Source organism: Micromonospora sp. LOL_014 (assembly GCF_048060245.1).
In the GTDB taxonomy this organism is placed as follows: domain Bacteria; phylum Actinomycetota; class Actinomycetes; order Mycobacteriales; family Micromonosporaceae; genus Micromonospora_E.
Genome location: NZ_JBHMIP010000053.1, coordinates 1 through 15,680, shown reverse-complemented (window position 1 = coordinate 15,680; position 15,680 = coordinate 1). Strand labels below are relative to the sequence as shown.

At 73.2% G+C, this 15,680-nt stretch carries 9 protein-coding genes and 1 pseudogene; 5 read left to right on the top strand and 5 right to left on the bottom strand.

Annotation, left to right across the window (positions count from 1 at the left end; translation table 11 throughout):
- Positions 1–332 precede the first annotated feature (332 nt).
- Positions 333–536, top strand: a pseudogene (locus ACFHW1_RS27880) (transposase family protein); the annotation flags it as partial.
- Here ACFHW1_RS27880 and ACFHW1_RS27875 read toward each other — a convergent pair.
- Complete coding sequence (locus tag ACFHW1_RS27875) at positions 476–1,273, bottom strand: ISAs1 family transposase (RefSeq protein WP_416616553.1); 798 nt, start codon at positions 1,271–1,273, stop codon at positions 476–478. The pseudogene ACFHW1_RS27880 and the gene ACFHW1_RS27875 overlap by 61 nt on opposite strands.
- A gap of 595 nt (positions 1,274–1,868) precedes the next feature.
- On the opposite strand from ACFHW1_RS27875, the gene ACFHW1_RS27870 reads away from it, so the two are divergent.
- On the top strand, positions 1,869–2,852 hold the full coding sequence (locus tag ACFHW1_RS27870) for an integrase core domain-containing protein (protein WP_416616551.1): 984 nt from the start codon (positions 1,869–1,871) through the stop codon (positions 2,850–2,852).
- Between the two features lie 33 nt (positions 2,853–2,885).
- Here the strand turns inward: ACFHW1_RS27870 and ACFHW1_RS27865 are convergent, their stop codons facing one another.
- The 3 genes from ACFHW1_RS27865 to ACFHW1_RS27855 all read right to left on the bottom strand — a co-directional run bounded on the left by ACFHW1_RS27865 (position 2,886) and on the right by ACFHW1_RS27855 (position 9,195).
- Positions 2,886–5,807 (bottom strand): AAA family ATPase, encoded by a 2,922-nt coding sequence (locus ACFHW1_RS27865; protein WP_416616549.1) that lies wholly within the window; start codon positions 5,805–5,807, stop codon positions 2,886–2,888.
- 79 nt (positions 5,808–5,886) lie between these two features.
- Positions 5,887–6,108, bottom strand: a complete 222-nt coding sequence (locus tag ACFHW1_RS27860) for a hypothetical protein (RefSeq protein ID WP_416616547.1) — start codon at positions 6,106–6,108, stop codon at positions 5,887–5,889.
- A gap of 3 nt (positions 6,109–6,111) precedes the next feature.
- Positions 6,112–9,195: a type 2 lanthipeptide synthetase LanM family protein gene (locus tag ACFHW1_RS27855; RefSeq protein ID WP_416616545.1), complete on the bottom strand. Its 3,084-nt coding sequence runs from the start codon at positions 9,193–9,195 to the stop codon at positions 6,112–6,114.
- Between the two features lie 310 nt (positions 9,196–9,505).
- Between ACFHW1_RS27855 and ACFHW1_RS27850 the strand changes: the two genes are divergently transcribed.
- Positions 9,506–11,650, top strand: coding sequence for a BTAD domain-containing putative transcriptional regulator (locus ACFHW1_RS27850; protein ID WP_416616543.1), 2,145 nt, complete (start codon positions 9,506–9,508; stop codon positions 11,648–11,650).
- On the opposite strand, the gene ACFHW1_RS27845 is transcribed toward ACFHW1_RS27850, so the two are convergent.
- Entirely contained in the window at positions 11,629–12,960 is a 1,332-nt protein-coding gene (locus ACFHW1_RS27845; protein WP_416616541.1) for a Zn-dependent hydrolase, read from the bottom strand. The two genes, ACFHW1_RS27850 and ACFHW1_RS27845, sit on opposite strands and share 22 nt — an antisense overlap.
- A 97-nt stretch (positions 12,961–13,057) precedes the next feature.
- On the opposite strand from ACFHW1_RS27845, the gene ACFHW1_RS27840 reads away from it, so the two are divergent.
- Together ACFHW1_RS27840 and ACFHW1_RS27835 are read left to right on the top strand one after the other, a co-directional pair.
- Positions 13,058–13,693, top strand: a complete 636-nt coding sequence (locus tag ACFHW1_RS27840) for a LuxR C-terminal-related transcriptional regulator (protein ID WP_416616539.1) — start codon at positions 13,058–13,060, stop codon at positions 13,691–13,693.
- Between the two features lie 558 nt (positions 13,694–14,251).
- A partial coding sequence (locus ACFHW1_RS27835; RefSeq protein ID WP_416616537.1) for a condensation domain-containing protein occupies positions 14,252–15,680 on the top strand: 1,429 nt, incomplete at its 3' end.

Below are 15,680 nucleotides of genomic sequence, written 5' to 3'. Positions count from 1 at the left end.
CCGCCCCCACGACCTCATCACGACCGTGACCAGCAGTTACCCCACTACGCAATGACCCTGGCGGCTCCGCACGCGGCTCCGACTGCTCGTTGAGCCATCGGGCCAGGGGATGCTCTTCGCCTCGGTCATCTGACACGTCGACCTTTCATGCCGAAGAATCCCCGTGACGGGGCACACACGTGGTCCGTCTTCGCCAGGCCCAGCCTGGCCTGGCCGGACAGTTCGCGTTCGGCATCGACCAGCCGATCGGAATCCTCCGCAGGACGGGCGCGGCCCGTTGGTGATCATGAAGTTGCGAAGCCACATGATCACGAGAAGGACCGCACCCGCCGATGCCATCATCACCCACCGAGATTCTGCTGCCACACCGACCCACCGATACGCCACCACCGGCGGCGGTCACCAACAGCGAGCGTCGCAGCCTGTTCGTCGCGTTGAGGGCAGTGCCCGACCCGCGTGATCCGCGCGGTCGCCGCTACCCCCTGGTCAGCGTGCTCGCCGTCGCGGTGTGCGCGGTGCTGGCCGGGGCGTGCACCTTCGCCGCGATCGCCGACTGGGTACGGGACCTGGACCGGACGTTGAGTCGGCGGCGGCGGACGCGTAGTGCCTGTACGGCGTGCGGGAAGTCCAGGGCAAGCGGGCCGGTGCAGGTCACCGCTTGCAGCCGGCGGATGTCGTAGCGGCCGTGTCCACGGGTACTGGACTGGTCCTGGATCGGGATCTTCGCCCAGGGCAGGGTCTTGAGCTGCCGATACAGACGCGGTTGATTCTTCTTCACGGTGAAGACGTAACCGGCCTGCTTGTCCTCGGTCAGCCAGCGGGCGTGCTCGCGCTGGGTGTGCAACGCGTCGGCGGTGACCAGCACCCCGGTCAGATCAAGAGCTTCCAGCAGGGGCCGTAACCGTGTCAGCTCGTTGGTCTTGCCGTCGACGTCGACCTGGCCCAGCACGGCGCCGGTGTGCTGGTCGAGCACGGCGAGTAAGTGCACCTGGGCGCCTGCCGGCCCGCTGCCCCGCAACGTTTTGCCGTCCACGCTGTACACCCGCCGGTCCGGGCGCGTCGACGCGCCGGCCGTGATGATCCACCGGCCGATCGCATCGTCCAGGGCGTCGGCGTCGACACCGGCCAGGATCCTGCGGAAGGTCGACTCGTCCGGCGCCCGATGCCAGCCGGTCAGCGGATCACGCCACACCCCCAGGCCGGCCAGGACCGACTGCGGGGCGTCTGCGGCCCACTCCGCAACCGCGGCTGCCGACCGGGCACCCGCCAGCACAGCGGCGACCGCGGCCGGCCAGGACCCCGACCAGGGGATGCACCACACCCCGCGGGTCACGCCGATCCGGCACCACGGTCAACGCCTCGGCCAGACTCGTCCGGCACGAAGCGGGCAACGGCACTGCGACCTGATCCGCGTGCGACGCCAGCACACCGATCAGCGTTGATGTTTCCAACGGGCGCGGTCCTCGATTGATCCATCTCAGCTTCGACACCTGGATGATCAACGAAAGGCCGCGCCCGACCTTATATCACCACGACCGGGAGTGTCCGCCCACGACGCTCACACCGGGCATATCGCCACCTTGCCTGAGCCCTGCCGGTCGGAGAACGCCGGCTCGTAGTACGCCTCCAACAACAAGCGCACCACCTCGCCGACGAGTTTGTCCGACCAGGTCTGCAGTCCCAGCGGGCGGGTCTTCCCGTTCCTTTTGGGATGTGGACCCGCCGGACGGGGGCGAATCGGTAGCGCTCGTGACGCATCGCCGCGATGATGCAGCCGATCTTCGCCTGGGACACGCCATCCACGGTCTCCTGCATGACCCCGACCGGCAGGAATGCCGGAACCGCGCCCCGGTCCGACCCGACAGATCATGGTGCTCGAACGGCAACTGCACGGCGACCGGGTCCGATTCGCCCCTGCGGATCGGGCGTGGCTGGCGGCTCTGCTGCATCCGCTGCTGCGAACCGTGCTGAACCATTTGCGGTTGCTGGTGCGCCCGGATACCGTGTTGCGCTGGCACCGGGACCTGACCGCCCGGCGGCACGCCCGCCGTTCCCGGCCTCACCAGGCCGGGCGGCCACGAATCGTCCGGTCGATCCGCCGGCTGGTCCTGCGCCTGGCCTCGGAGAACCCTGCGTGGGGATACCGCCGTATCCACGGCGAACTGCTCGTGCTGGGCGTCAAGGTCGCTGCGTCCACCGTCTGGGAGATCCTGAAAGAGGCGGGCGTCGATCCGGCACCTCAGCGCACCAGCAGCTCCTGGGCGGCGTTCCTGCGCTCCCAGGCCCACGCCGTCATCGCCGCGGACTTCTTCGAGACGACCACCCTGACTGGCACCCGTCTCTACGTCCTGGCCGTCATCGAGCACGCCACCCGCCGGATCCGGATCCTCGGTGCCACCGCGCACCCGACCGCAGGCTGGGTGGCCCAGACCGCACGCAACCTGGTGATGGACCTCGAAGACGCCGGCTGCCAGGTGAAATACATGATCCGGGACAGGGACGGCAAGTACCCGGTCCTGTTCGACACCGTCCTCGCCGACGCCGGTATCGACATGGTCTTCAGCGGAGTCCGGATACCCCGGATGAACGCGGTGATGGAACGCTGGGTCCGGACCTGCCGGCGTGAACTCCTCGACCGGACGCTGATCCTCAACCAGCGGCACTTGCGGCACGCGCTCCGCGAATACGAGGTCTCCTACAACGAGCATCGCCCTCATCAGGGCATCTCCAACGTCCGGCCACTCGCGCCACTGCCCGAACCGATCACCGACCCGGACCGTCTCGCCCGCCTGAACATCCACCGACGTGACCGCCTCGGCGGCATCCTTCACGAATACGAACATGCCGCCTGACCTGCCCGGATGACATTCTCGGCAGGTACAAGGTCAGCCGGCGGATCTGCGGACCGGGGTGTCGTCGAGAAGATCGGCGGCGAACTCGCCAAGGGCGATGCGGTTCGGCAGGCCGGTCTTGGCCATCAGGTTGCCGACGTGCCGCTCCACGGTGCGCGGCGACAGGTGCAACCGGTCGGCGATCTCCTGGTTGCCCAGGCGGCCGACGAGCAGGCCCAGCACCTCGAACTCCCGCGCGGTGACGCCCACCGACCGCAGCGCCGGCGGGATCCGGTCGACGCCGTCGCGGCGCTGCGGGGCCCGCGCGCCCGACTTGCGCAGCAGGGCCCGACAGGCACCGGCCACCCGGCGGACGTTGCGGTCGTGAAAGTAGCGCTCGGCGGTGCGCAGCCAGCCGGCCGGGTCGCCCCAGCCGTCCTCGATCGCGGCCTCGGCGACCAGCCGCAGGCCCAGGTTGCGGCTCATCTCGAAGGGCTCCGCTGCGGTCAGGGCCGCGGCTACCGCGTCCGCTGCCTCCACGCCCCGCCCGGAACGGCCGAGCAGGACGGCGTACGCGAAGAGGGCGAACTGCCGGTCCCAGCGCAGGGCGCTCGCCGGGTCGACGGCCACTGCGTCGTACTCCGGCCAGTCGGCATCCCCGGCCAGTACCCGCAGGAGCAGGTGCAGGCCATGCCGACCGGACAGGTAGTAGACGCTCGGGCCGCTGTTCAGAGCGGACATCGCCTGGGCCAGCTCGTCGTGGGCCAGCCGTCGGTCCTCGCCAAGTAGCGCGCAGAACGCCCCGGCGAGCCCGTGCGCCCGCGGCGCGTGCAGGGCGAGGTTGCCGCCCCATCGCTGGAACTCGGCCAGCGCCGAGGTCATCTCGCCACGGTCGCCTTGGTGCCCGGCGCAGACCGCCCGCAACAGCAGCAGATAGCGCGTGGTCTCCAGCAGCTTCAGCCGCACAGTGGAGCCCAGCACCTGGTCGATGAGCGTGCGCGCGGCGGTGTGGTCGCCGCGCAGGATGGTGTGCAGCGCGATGCTCGCCTCGGCCTGGTAGCGGGCGGTCACGGCGCCGGCCTGGCCGGCCTTGTCGCGAGCCTGTTCCAGCCGGGTGGTGTCGCCGTGTCGCAGCGCGTCGTCGTTGCCGAGCCGGACCAGCGCGTGGACCTCCCAGATCGGCAGGCCGTGCCGGACCGCCAGGGCATTGGCCCGTTCCAGGCAGCGGGTCGCCTCGTCCGGGTCGCGATGCCGGACGATTGCGCCGAGCAACTGCCATGCCTGGCAGGCGACGACCGGCAGCGGTACGGACTCGGCGACGGTGGCCGCCTGGCGGGCAAGCCGCTCCGCGTGGGCGAACTGGTCGATGCCGGTGGTGTCCAGGACGAGGTGCGCGGCCACCACGTCGACCGGGGCGATGTCCTCCGGGGCGGGGACCGGGCCGAGCAGTTCCCTCGCCGCGTCCACCTGCTGTGTCGCCTCCTCGACCCGCCCCGCCACCGCCGCCGCCCAGGCGACCTGGGTGTGCAGGTGGGCGCGCCGCCGGGCGGTGAGCCCGCGTACCTGGTCGAGGGTGTCGATCGAGGCGAGCGCCCGTTCCACCTCGCCGGCCTCGGCCAGCGCGAGCAGCAGCTGCTCCAGAGCGTCGGCCCGGGCCGGCGCGTCGGTCAGCAGGTCGCATGCCCGGTCCAGAAGGGATACCGCAGAGGCGGCCGCGCCTGCGGTCAGTGCGCGCCGGCCGGCCTCGGCGAAGAGCCGGCCCGCGGCGAGGCGGTCGCCCGCGTCCAGTCGCAGCCGCGCCGCGACCTCGCACCACTCTCCGTGGTGGTCGGGGTAGAGGGTGTCCACCGCGTCGGCCACGGTGCCGGCGAGCCGCACCTGGTCCGCGCGGTCCAGATGGGCCAGGACGGCGTCCCTGCTGAGCTGGTGGTGGAACGCGTACCAGTCGGCGGCGTGCTCGTCCGGGGCGACCAGATGGCCGGCCAGATCGTCCTGGAGCAGGCTCAGCATGACCCGGTCGGACAGTCCGGTAGCCAGTTGCACGACGGCGAGCGGGAAACGCGGCCCGAAGGTGGCCGCCGCCGACAGCACCTCGCGGGTCTGCGGGCCGAGGATGGCCACGCGTCGGGACAGCGGACGGGTGAGTTCCGGGGTGACCGCGTCCGCATGATCGCCGAGCCGCCACGCGTCGCCGTCCGGGACGAGCACCTCGTCGTCCACCATGACCTTGAGCATCTCCTCGGCCATGAACGGATTTCCGGCGCTGCCGGCCCACAGCAACTCCATCGCGGTCTCGGGCACCAGCGACCCGTCGACCTCCAGGCAGGCGCCGGCCATCCGGCGCAACGTCGGGCGGCGTAGCGGACTCAGCTCGATCAGGGCGCACCGGCCGCGCTGGGCGGCGGTGCGGGCCAGCGCGTACGCCACGCTGTCGCCCTCGCGGATGCCGCCGAGGAGCAATGTGGGCTGCATGTCCACGTTGTCCACGAGGTACTCGAGTACGGTGAGGGTCTCGGCGTCGGCGTCGTGTAGGTCGTCCAGCGTGAGCAGGCACCCGTGGTCGCGGCCGGCCAGGCCGATGAGCTGGAGGGTCGCCTCGGCGAGCACGACCAGGGACTCGCCGCCGCCTCTGGTCGGCGGGGCGCCCCACCCGGGCACCATCCGGCCGAGGACCGGCCCGTACGGCCCGAGCGCGGCCGGGTCTACCTGTTCCATCCGCAGCAGGTAGAGGATCGCCTCCATGAGCGGCCGTAGCGGGGTCGCCGGGCCGATGGCACTGGCCCGGCCCCGCATCAGCCGCATGTCGGCGGTGTACGCGATCTCGGTGATCGTTGACAGCAGGCGGGACTTCCCGATGCCGGGCTCGCCGGTGATGAAGACCGCGCCACCGCGGCCGCTGCGGGCCTCGGCCAAGGCGCTCTCGACTGCGCTCACCTCGCGTTCCCGGCCGATCAGCGCAGTCGAATGCGGACGCATGACCCCGAATTTTACTCGGAGAACCGGCGAGGTAACAGCTTGACAACGGCCGTCGTGGGCTGCCCTCGTCGGGCCGGTGCTACCTTGTATCTGGGCAGCAGGTGGTCTCCATGGTGACCAGATTCTCCGCGCCGGTGCCTTGCGCGCCGGCGACGATCCCGGCCGTGACCACGGCGACCGGCAGGGCGATCTGGGCCAGCACGGCCGCGCGGACCCCGAAGGTCACCGAGGGCAGCAGGCGCATGTGGCCGACCGCGTGTTCGGTGGTGGATTGGTTGTTCTCATTGTCATTCTCGGCCACGGATCAGATCCCTTCTGCCGGACTGTCGACGGTTCGGTGCAGGTCGGAAACGGGCTGGAGAAGCAGGACGGAGGGCACTTCGCGCGGCGCGGCGAGCCGGAGCAGCCCGTACCCGATCCCGGCGAGACCCGTCAGCAGCCCGGGCGTGACGACGTTGCCGGGCGCCCCGCACACCGGGCCACGGCGGCGCAGCGCGTCGAGCACCCGCCCGGTGTGCCGACGCAGTGCCGGCGCGGCGGGCGAACCGGGGTCCCCGGACGGACCGGCGATCGTCGAGAGCACCTCGAGCACCCCCAGCTCCCCGTGGCACAGCGACTGGTCGCGGTGGGCAGGGCCGTCCGCCAGGGCGGTCACGTCCGCGGCCGATGCCTCGTGCGGCACGCAGGCGCCGGCCAGGGCCAGGCCGGGGCCGCCATTGCACCAGCCGCCGGCCGGGAGCCCGCCGCTGTCGGTGGCGCGGGCCACCACCTGCGCGGCCAGCCGGCGACCGGCCGCTCGGTGGCCCGGCCGAGGACCGTACCGGGCGAGCGCCCAGCCGATCCCACTGAGCCCGTCGGCGAAGGACAGCGGCAGCGGACCGGTTTCCCGGTCGGCGATCTGGGCGAGCTGGTCGGCGCAGTCCAGTTCCGTCACGGGAGCGGACCCGAGGCCGAGGTCGCGGCGTACCGCGGACAGCGCGGCCAGGCGGCCGGCGAGACCGTCGGCCCAGCCCGGGGCGGTCGCCGCCGGTGCCGAGCGCGCGGCGAGGCCGGCGAGGCGCGCGGCGCTCTCACACAGGGCCGGGTCGTCCACCAGCAGGCCGAGCCGGGCCAGGCCGTACGCGATCCCGCCGAGCCCGGTCAGGCCGCCCCAGCCGACCGCCTCGACCAGTTCGGGGCGGGACGTGAACAGGTCGACCAGCGCGGGTGCGCCGGATACCGCACCGCGGGCCTGCCCGGCGTACCGGTCGATGCCGGTGACCGACGCTAGCTGCGCGAGGAACAGGGCCACCCCGAGGTAGCCGGTACCCAGGCTCGCGCCCATCGGCAGCACCAGCCATTGGCCGTCGACGTGCTCCAGGCCGAGCCAGTTGATCCGCTCCTCGCCGGACATCCTCGCGACGATCCCGTCGGCCATCGTGCGGGCGGCGGCGAGCAGGGCGTCCGGGTGCACGACCGGGATGGTGGGGTTCGCCGGGGCGGGTGAGCCGGGCCGGGGCGTCGGGTGCGCGGGCGCGCCGCGGCGGGTGGCCAGCGTGGCCGAGATGATCCACTCCTGCTGTCGCCGGTCCACCTCGCACAGTCCGGCGAGAGTGTCGAGCGCGGCGGACACTCCGGCCCGGGGCAGCGGCACCGGCAGGCGGGCGCCCTCCGGCGTCTGTAGCTCGCCGGAGCCGGCCGAGGCCAGGAACATCGGCACGTCGCCGTTCCACATCGCGGCGATCTCGTGCCCGATGAGCTGGGCGAGCAGCGGGTTGCCGGTGCGGTTGGCGTAGAGCACGGAAAGCGCGTTGTCCCGGTCCAGCGCGTCGCGTAGCAGGTCCGGGTGGGTGGTCTCGTCGAGGATCGTGGCGTACATCCAGCTGGGCCGGGTGATGACCCGGATCTCCAGGTCGGCGCAGGCGGAGACGAGGGCGGCGAACTCGGCGCGATGCCCGGTGACGAAGTCGTACGCCTGCCGGAAGCCGACCACGATGGCCTGCTCGTGGTCGGCCGGGTCGAGGTCGACGCCGGCCAGCCGAGGCCGGTTGGCCGAGCCGGTCATCGCGAACGGCCGCCGGATGAGCCGCATCCGGTCGGTGCCGGCGTCGAGCCAGTCCACCACGCTCGTCGGGCAGTGGCCGCCGCGGTCGCCGCCGAGCCCGGACAGGTCAGCGACGCCCTGCTCGCCGACCACGAGCAACGGCAGCAGCGCGGTGCGGTACACCGACGAGGCCAGCGTCTCGGCCGCCGGGTCGGCGGCGCCGGGGGCGACCAGTTCGGCGTTGAACAGCGTCTCGGTGTCGATCAGCACCGGGGTGCCGGCGTCCGCGACGAGGTTCTCGTAGTGCATGTCGGTGGTGCGCAGCACGTGCAGCAGGGCCAGCAGCGCGCCCTGCCGGCGGTAGAACCGGTCGGCCTCGGCCCGGTCCGGCAGCTCCCGGGCCGCCACGTACGCGGACCAGCCGTAGCCGGGGCGGGCGAGGGTGCGCACGGTACCCGGGGACAGCTCGGGGTGCGCGGCCGACAACCGGTCGATGAACCGGCCCATGACGACCTGGGTGGTCACGTCCCGCGGCTTGTAGACCACCCGGCTGCCGTCGGCGAAGTCGACGAAGGCGACGGTCCGGCCGCCGTGGTGCCGGTCACCGCGACCGGCCACGATGGCGACGACCGGGCCGGGGTCGGTGGTGTCGAGCAGCGCGTCCACCACCTCGGCGCGGTCGGCGGCCAGGCGGTCGAGCAGTTCCCGGGTGGCCGCCACGGCGGCGTCGCTGGCCTGGGCCAGCAGCCGCGCCAGCACAGGATAGCCGGTGAGCAGCTCGGCCAGGCCGTCCGCGGCCGCCATGCCGCGGGCGAAGTCGAGGAACCGGGCCCGCTCGTCGTCACCGGTCAGTCGGCCCAGGGCGCCCCACCGGTGCAGCTCGGCGACCAGCGTACGGGCGGCGAGGTCGACCAGGCCGCGGCGCAGCGCGATGCCGATTCGCCGGGTGACCCTCGGGATGTCGAGCCAGGCGGCGACGGGGTCGAGGCCGGCCGCGATCCGTCGGACCGCGTCGTCGGCGAACGGCCGGAGCACCCAACCGAACGCGTCCCGCCATTCGCCGTCCATCTCGGCGCCGGTGGCCGGCACCGCGTCGGCGACGGCGCGTTCGGCGGTCGCCACCCACGCGGGCCGGGTGGTCCGGGCGGCGAGCGCGGCGGCCGGCTCGGCGCGCAGCGTCCGCATCGCGTCCGGGTCCAGCCCGAGGTCGGCGACGCGGGCGGTGAACGGGTCGCCGAGGTCCAGCCCTGCCGGGACGGCTGCGGCGCCGGGCCGGGTCCGCTCGTGCAGGGCCAGCGCTGGCGCCCACCACTCGGCATCGAGGAGGGTTCCGCCGGAGGTGGCGGAGGCGCCGGTCGCGGTCATGCGGAGAACGATGCCGGTCCGCCCCGCGCGTCGTCATGGGGGTCGGACACCCACATTTCTGCGACCGGTCCGGTCCGCGCGGGGGGCCAGGCGCGACGACCGGCCCGGCCAGGGCTGTCACGGGCCACCGGCACGCGCACCGGGGCCGGCGCCGACCGCTGATCGGCAGGCCGGGCGAGAAATGTGCGGGACCTTGCCGGATGCGACCCGCCGCGAGGCGGGCAAGTCTGATTCCACCGTACGTGACCAGGGCATCATCGCCCGGCATGGTCCCGGCGGTGACCGATCGCTACGAACCACGGAGCGAGCGATGGAATACCGGATTCTCGGCCCTCTCGAAGCCCGACACGAGGGTGCCGCCGTCGATGTCAGGGGCAGGCGTCAGCTGACCGTTCTCGCCCTGTTGCTCATGGACGCCAACCGGGTCGTGCCCATCGACCGCCTCGTCGAGGGCGTGTGGAGCACGGCGCCGCCCACCACCAGCCGCAGCCAGATCCACATCTGCGTCTCGTCCCTGCGCCGTCAGCTGTCCCTGGGCAGCGATCCGATCGACACCCGCGCTCCCGGCTACCGGCTGCGGGTCGCCGACGGGGAGCTGGACCTGCACGTCTTCGAGTCCCGCGTTGCGGCTGCCCGCGCGGCGGCGCGCGCTGCGGCCCCGCAGCGCGCGGTGGCCGGGCTGCGCTCGGCACTGGCGCTGTGGACCGGCCGCGCGCTGGCCGGTATCGGCGGCGACGTCGTCCGCGCGGTGGCCGCCCGATACGACGAGCAGCGCCTGGCCGTGCACGAGGAGTGCCTGGCGTTGGAGCTGGCACACGGCCCGGGTACCGCGTACGATCTCGCCGGCGAGCTGCTGGCACTGGTCGCCGCGTACCCCCGCCGGGAGCGCCTGCTGGCGTTGCTGATGACCGCGTTGTACCGGGCCGGCCGGCAGGCCGAGGCACTGGACGAGTACCACAAGGCGCGGCTGCGGTTCGTCGGCGAGTTGGGCATCGAGCCGGGTGGCGAACTGGTCGCGCTCTACCGGCGGATCCTCGCCCACGACCCGGCCCTGGCCGGCCCGGCCGCGCCGACGCCCCCGCCAGCGCCGACGCCCCCGCCAGCGCCGACGCCCCCGCCGGCACCGGCTGCGGAGAGCCGGGGCCCACGCCGGCTGCCGGCCGACGTCGTGGACTTCACCGGACGGAGGGAAAGCCTCGCCCGGCTGCTCGCGGCACCCGATCGGACCGGCGGGACCGCGGTACCCACGGCGGTGGTCAGCGGCCGCGGCGGGGTCGGCAAGACCACGCTCGCCGTGCACGCCGCCCACCTGCTCGCCCCGCAGTTCCCGGACGGGCAGCTCTTCGCCCGGCTCTCCCGGCAGGGCGTGGCGGAGAACCCGTACGACGTGCTCGGGCGGTTCCTGCGGGCGTACGGGCTGGACGACCGGGACATCCCGGACGGCACCGAGGAACGGGCGGAGACCTACCGCGACCTCATGGCCGACCGGCGCGCCCTGGTGATTCTCGACGACGCGCTCACCGAGAGCCAGGTGTTCCCGCTGCTGCCGGGCACGTCCCGGTGCCGGGTGATCATCACGTCCCGCCAGCCGCTGCCGGGCCTGCCCGCCGGCGTCCGCGTCCGGCTCGTGCCCTTCACCGAGAGCAGCGCCCTGGAGCTCGGTGCCCGGATCGCCGGGCATGCCCGGATCGACGCCGACCGTCAGGCCGCCGTGGCCCTGAACGAGGTGTGCGGCTACCTGCCGCTCGCCCTGCGCCTGGCCGCCGCCCGGCTCGCCGCGCGACCGCACTGGACGGTCGCCGACCTGGTGGCCCGGCTGGGCAGCGGCTCCGGCTGGCTGGACGACCTGGAGGCACAGACCGGCGTGGACCACGCGTACACCGGCCTGAGCGACGACGCGGGCCGCCTCTTCCGGCTGCTGCCACTGGTCGAGGCGCCCGACTTCCCGGCATGGGTGGGCGCGCCACTGCTGGACGTGGACGTCGCCCGGGCGGAGGCGCTGTGCGACGAACTCGCCGACGCGGACCTGCTTGTCGTCCGGCCCGGCCCGGGCGGGACGCGGTACTGGGTGCCCGGCTGGATCCTCGGCTACGCGCGCCGCCGGCAGCCGCCGGAGGACGACCCGGCACTGCGGAAGGCGCTGGAGCGGCTACTGGGCGCGCTGCTGCACCTGTCCGAGACGGCGCACCGGCGGCAGGGCGGCGACGACCTGCGGCTGGCCGGAAACGGGGCGAGCCGGTGGGAACTGCCGGGCCCGCGGGCGGAACTGATCACCGCGGACCCGGACTGGTACCGGCAGGAGCGTTTCTGGGTGTTGCGGGCGGTGCGGCAGGCGACCGCGGCCGGCTTCACCGAACACGCGTGGGGCCTGGCGATGTGCACGGTGACCTTCGCCGAGCCGCTGGGCCCCCATCGCCGGGAGCCCGCCGGCTCCTACCCGGACGGTGAGCCGTGACCGCCCGGCCGACCCAGCTCGGCCTGCGCGCCCAGGACGGTGTGCAGAAGCACGTTCGCGCCGTTGACGAGGTCGCCGGGCAAGGTGTCCTCGCCCGGCGCGTGGCTGACCCCCCGGCTACTGGGTACGAAGATCATCCCGATCGGCGCGAGCTGGGCCACGATCTGGGCGTCGTGCCCGGCCCCGCTCGGCATGGTGCGGTGCTTCAGCCCGAGCAGGTCGGCCGCCTCCCGGATCACGCCGCGCAGCGGAGGCGCGGTCGACACCGGACGCGACCGCATCGCGGCCCGCACCCCGATCCGGCATCCGGAGGCCGCCGCCACGCGGGCGCACTGTTCCCGCAGGACGGCCTCGCCCCGCGCCAGCCGGACCGGGTCGGTGTCGCGTACCTCGGCAGAGAGCCGCACCTCGCCCGGGACGGTGTTGGTGACATTGGGCGTGGCGGTCAGGTAACCGGTGGTGGCGGTCGTGCACACCCCGTCCTCGGCGGCGATCCGCCGGGTGGCGAGCACGATCTCGGCCGCGGCGACCAGGGCGTCCCGGCGGTCGGGCATGGGCGTGGTCCCGGCGTGCTGCGCCTCGCCGGTCACGTCGATGTCCAGGATCGTGCGCCCGACGATGCCCTCCACTACACCGACCGGCACCCCGTGCCGTTCCAGCGACGGGCCCTGCTCGATGTGCAGTTCGAGGAAGGCGGCCACGCTGCCCGGCGGCCAGACCGCGTCGGCCAGCCGCTCCGGCGTGCCGCCCGACTCGGTCAGGTACGCGCTGACCGGACGCCCGGCCCGGTCGGTGGCGTCGAGCGGGTTCTCCAGCGAGCCGCACAACGCCCGAGAGCCCCAGAACGGCGCCTGGATCAGCGCCCCCTCCTCGTTGGCGAAGGCGACGACGACCATCTCGACCGGCAGGTCGACGCGGTGCTCATGGAGGACCCGCAGCACCTCCAAGGCGGCGATCACCCCGTACGCGCCGTCCAGCCGGCCGCCCTGCACGACGGTGTCCATGTGCGAGCCGACCAGCAGGACCGGCCCGGGGGCGCGGGGCGGCCCCGGCCGGCGGGCGAACAGATTCCCGGCCGGGTCCGTCTCGACGTGCAGGCCGGCCGCGCCGCACCGGTCCCGGAGGAAATCGCGCGCCGCGTTCTCCTGCGCGCTCAACCCCAGCCGGGTCACCCCGCCGGCCGGATCGGCACCGATCTCGCCGAGCAGTTCCAATTCCTCGATCATTCGCGCACCGTCGATCCGAAGCCCGGCATGGCGCTCCAGGACCGCATTCCCCGCTCCGCGTGCTTTCAGATCCGACTGGGTCATGGCTCATCTCCCGATTGTCTTTTTCGACATCGCGTCTTCATCGCTTCTCCGATCGCCTGTCTGGAACTTCCCGTCTTCCCTGGAAGGAAGCACGCCGATGACCCAGGTGCTGATCTGCGCCGCGCACACGCTGACCCGGATGGGGCTGCGCGCCGTGGTCGAGGGCTCTCCCGGTGCCGTGCTCGCTGGGGAGGCTGCCGACGAGCGGCGGGCGCTCGGGCTGGTCCGGTCGCTGCGTCCGGACGTGCTGATCGTGGACGAGACGCCGCCGGAGGTGGACGGCGTCGAACTCGCCCGGCGTACCCGGGCCGATCTCCCAGTGCCGGCCGTGCTGCTCCTGCTCGACGACCGCGACCAGCGCGTGGTGGAGGGCCTGCGGGCGGGCGTCCTCGGGATGCTGCACAAGGGCTGCGAACAGGCCGAACTGGACGCCGCGACGCGGGCCGTGGCGGGCGGCCGGCGGTTCCTGTCCGCCCGGCTGGCCGGCTCGGTGGTGGACCGGGTGGCGCGCACCGTCCCGCCGACGCTCGCCCGGCTGACGCCTCGCGAACTGGAGGTGCTCTCGCTGCTGGCCGGCGGGCTGTCCAATGAGGAAATTGGCGCGCACCTGCTGGTGAGCCGGCCCACCGTCAAGTACCACGTGTCGCATCTGCTGCAGAAGCTCGACGTGCGGGACCGGCTCCAGGCGGCGGTCTTCGCGTACCAGCACGGGATCACCGGTCCGACCGGCTGACCTCGGCCATGCCCGCCGCGTTGGCCACGCCCGGGCCGCGCCACAGCGGTGAGCGCGGCCGCCCCGACCGTGCCGGCGCCGAGACCGATCTCGCGGACCAGGAAGAGCATCAGCTGACCGGCCACGATGGACATGAACGGGTCGCGGTCGCCGGCGCACCGGGAGATCGCGCGCAGCGCCGGGTCGCCAGCGCCCGCTGCTCGACCGCCATGGCCGCAGCCCGCCAGGACGGACGCCCGGCCGGCACGCCGAGCAAATCGTCCACCGTCGTCAGATCCACCATCGCCGCGTCCCTCTCGGCCCGGCTGCCTTCGCCGGTGCTGACTGCGACCGTAGAGGCCGGCGGGCACCCGCCGACACCGCCGTGGGAATGGTCTTACCCTATCCCGAGGGCGAGGTTCCGGAAATGCTATTGCCGGTCTATCGGATATCGCGGCTATCGTTTCCCCATTGTTTCTCTTTCTCCCGCGTCCGGTCCTCTTGACTGCTGCTGACCGCCATTCCTAATGTGCGCTGTGATCCCTTGGGAAAACTTGGCGAACCAGCGGAGAGGGAATCATGGGAAGCCTTCACACGGACATGTGGGAATCCGCCCCGGCGATGCTGCGCCCCCGCGAGACGCAGCGGGGTCCGCTCTCCTTCGGACAGCAGCGGCTCTGGTTCCTCGACCGCTGGCTGGCCGGCCGCCCCGTCTACAACATGCCGATCACTCTTCGCTTCAGCGGCCCGCTCGACGCCGAGCGGCTCGCCGGCGCCGTCCGCGCCGTCGCGGCCCGCCACGACGTGCTGTTCACCGTTTTCGAGGAGGGGCCGAACGGGCCGCTCCAGCGGGTGTCGCCCGACCGCGGGCTGCCCTGCCCGGTCACGGATCTGACCGGGACGGCGGACGCCCGGGCTCGGGCCCGGCAGGCCGTCGAACAGTACGCCACCCGCCCGTTCGACCTGGCCCGAGGCGCACTCCTGCGGGCGCATCTGTTCCGCCTCGCCGACGACGAGCACTGGCTCCAGTTGACCTTCCACCACATCGCCTGCGACGGCTGGTCGCTCGAGGTCTTCCAGCGCCAGCTGACCGAGGCGTATCGGGCCGGCGGCGTGCCGTCCGCTGCGCTGCCCGTCCAGTACGCCGATTACGCCCTGTGGCAGCGCGACACGGCCCAGGCGGCGGCCGACGCGGGGGCCCTGAACGCGTGGACCACCGCCCTGTCCGGCGCGCCGGCCGTGCTGGACCTGGGCGCGGACCGGCCCCGCCCGGCCGAGCTGAGCTACCGCGGCGCTGTGGAACACGTCCAACTCGGGGACGTCCCGCCCGCCGCGCTGGAACGGTTCGCCGCTGACGCCGGCGTCACCCCGTACGTCGTGCTCCTCGCCGCGTTCCAGGCGCTCGTCGCTCGGCACTCCGGTGGCGACGACGTGGTGCTCGGCTCCCCGACGGCCGGGCGCGGGCCGGCGGCGCTGGACGAGATGGTCGGCTTCTTCGCGGACTCGCTGGTGATCCGGACCAGCCTGGCTGGTGATCCTACGTTCCGGGCGCTCGTCGTCCGCACCCGGGCCGGTGTCCTGGACGCCCTGACGCGTGGCCGGGTCCCGTTCGACATGGCGGTCAACCACCTCCACCCCAAGCGCGACCTCGGCTACAGCCCGGTCGTGCAGGTCGTCTTCGCCCTGCACGAGGACGACGGGCCGGCCACCCTGGACGACGGCGTGACGGTCGAGCGCAGCGCGGTTCCGACCGGCACCGCCAAGTACGACCTGACCTGGTCGGTCTTCCGCGGCGCGCAGGGGCTGCGGCTGGAGGTCGAGTACGCCACCGACCTGTTCGACGCCGCGACCATCCGGGTCCTGGCCGGGCACTGGGAGACGCTGCTGCGGCGCGTCCTGGACGACCCGGACCGGCCGCTGAGCGAGATCGACCCGACGCCGGAGGATGAGGCGGCTCGGATCGGGGAGTGGTCGTGTGGCGGGGTCGGGGTGTCGGGTGCGGCGACGG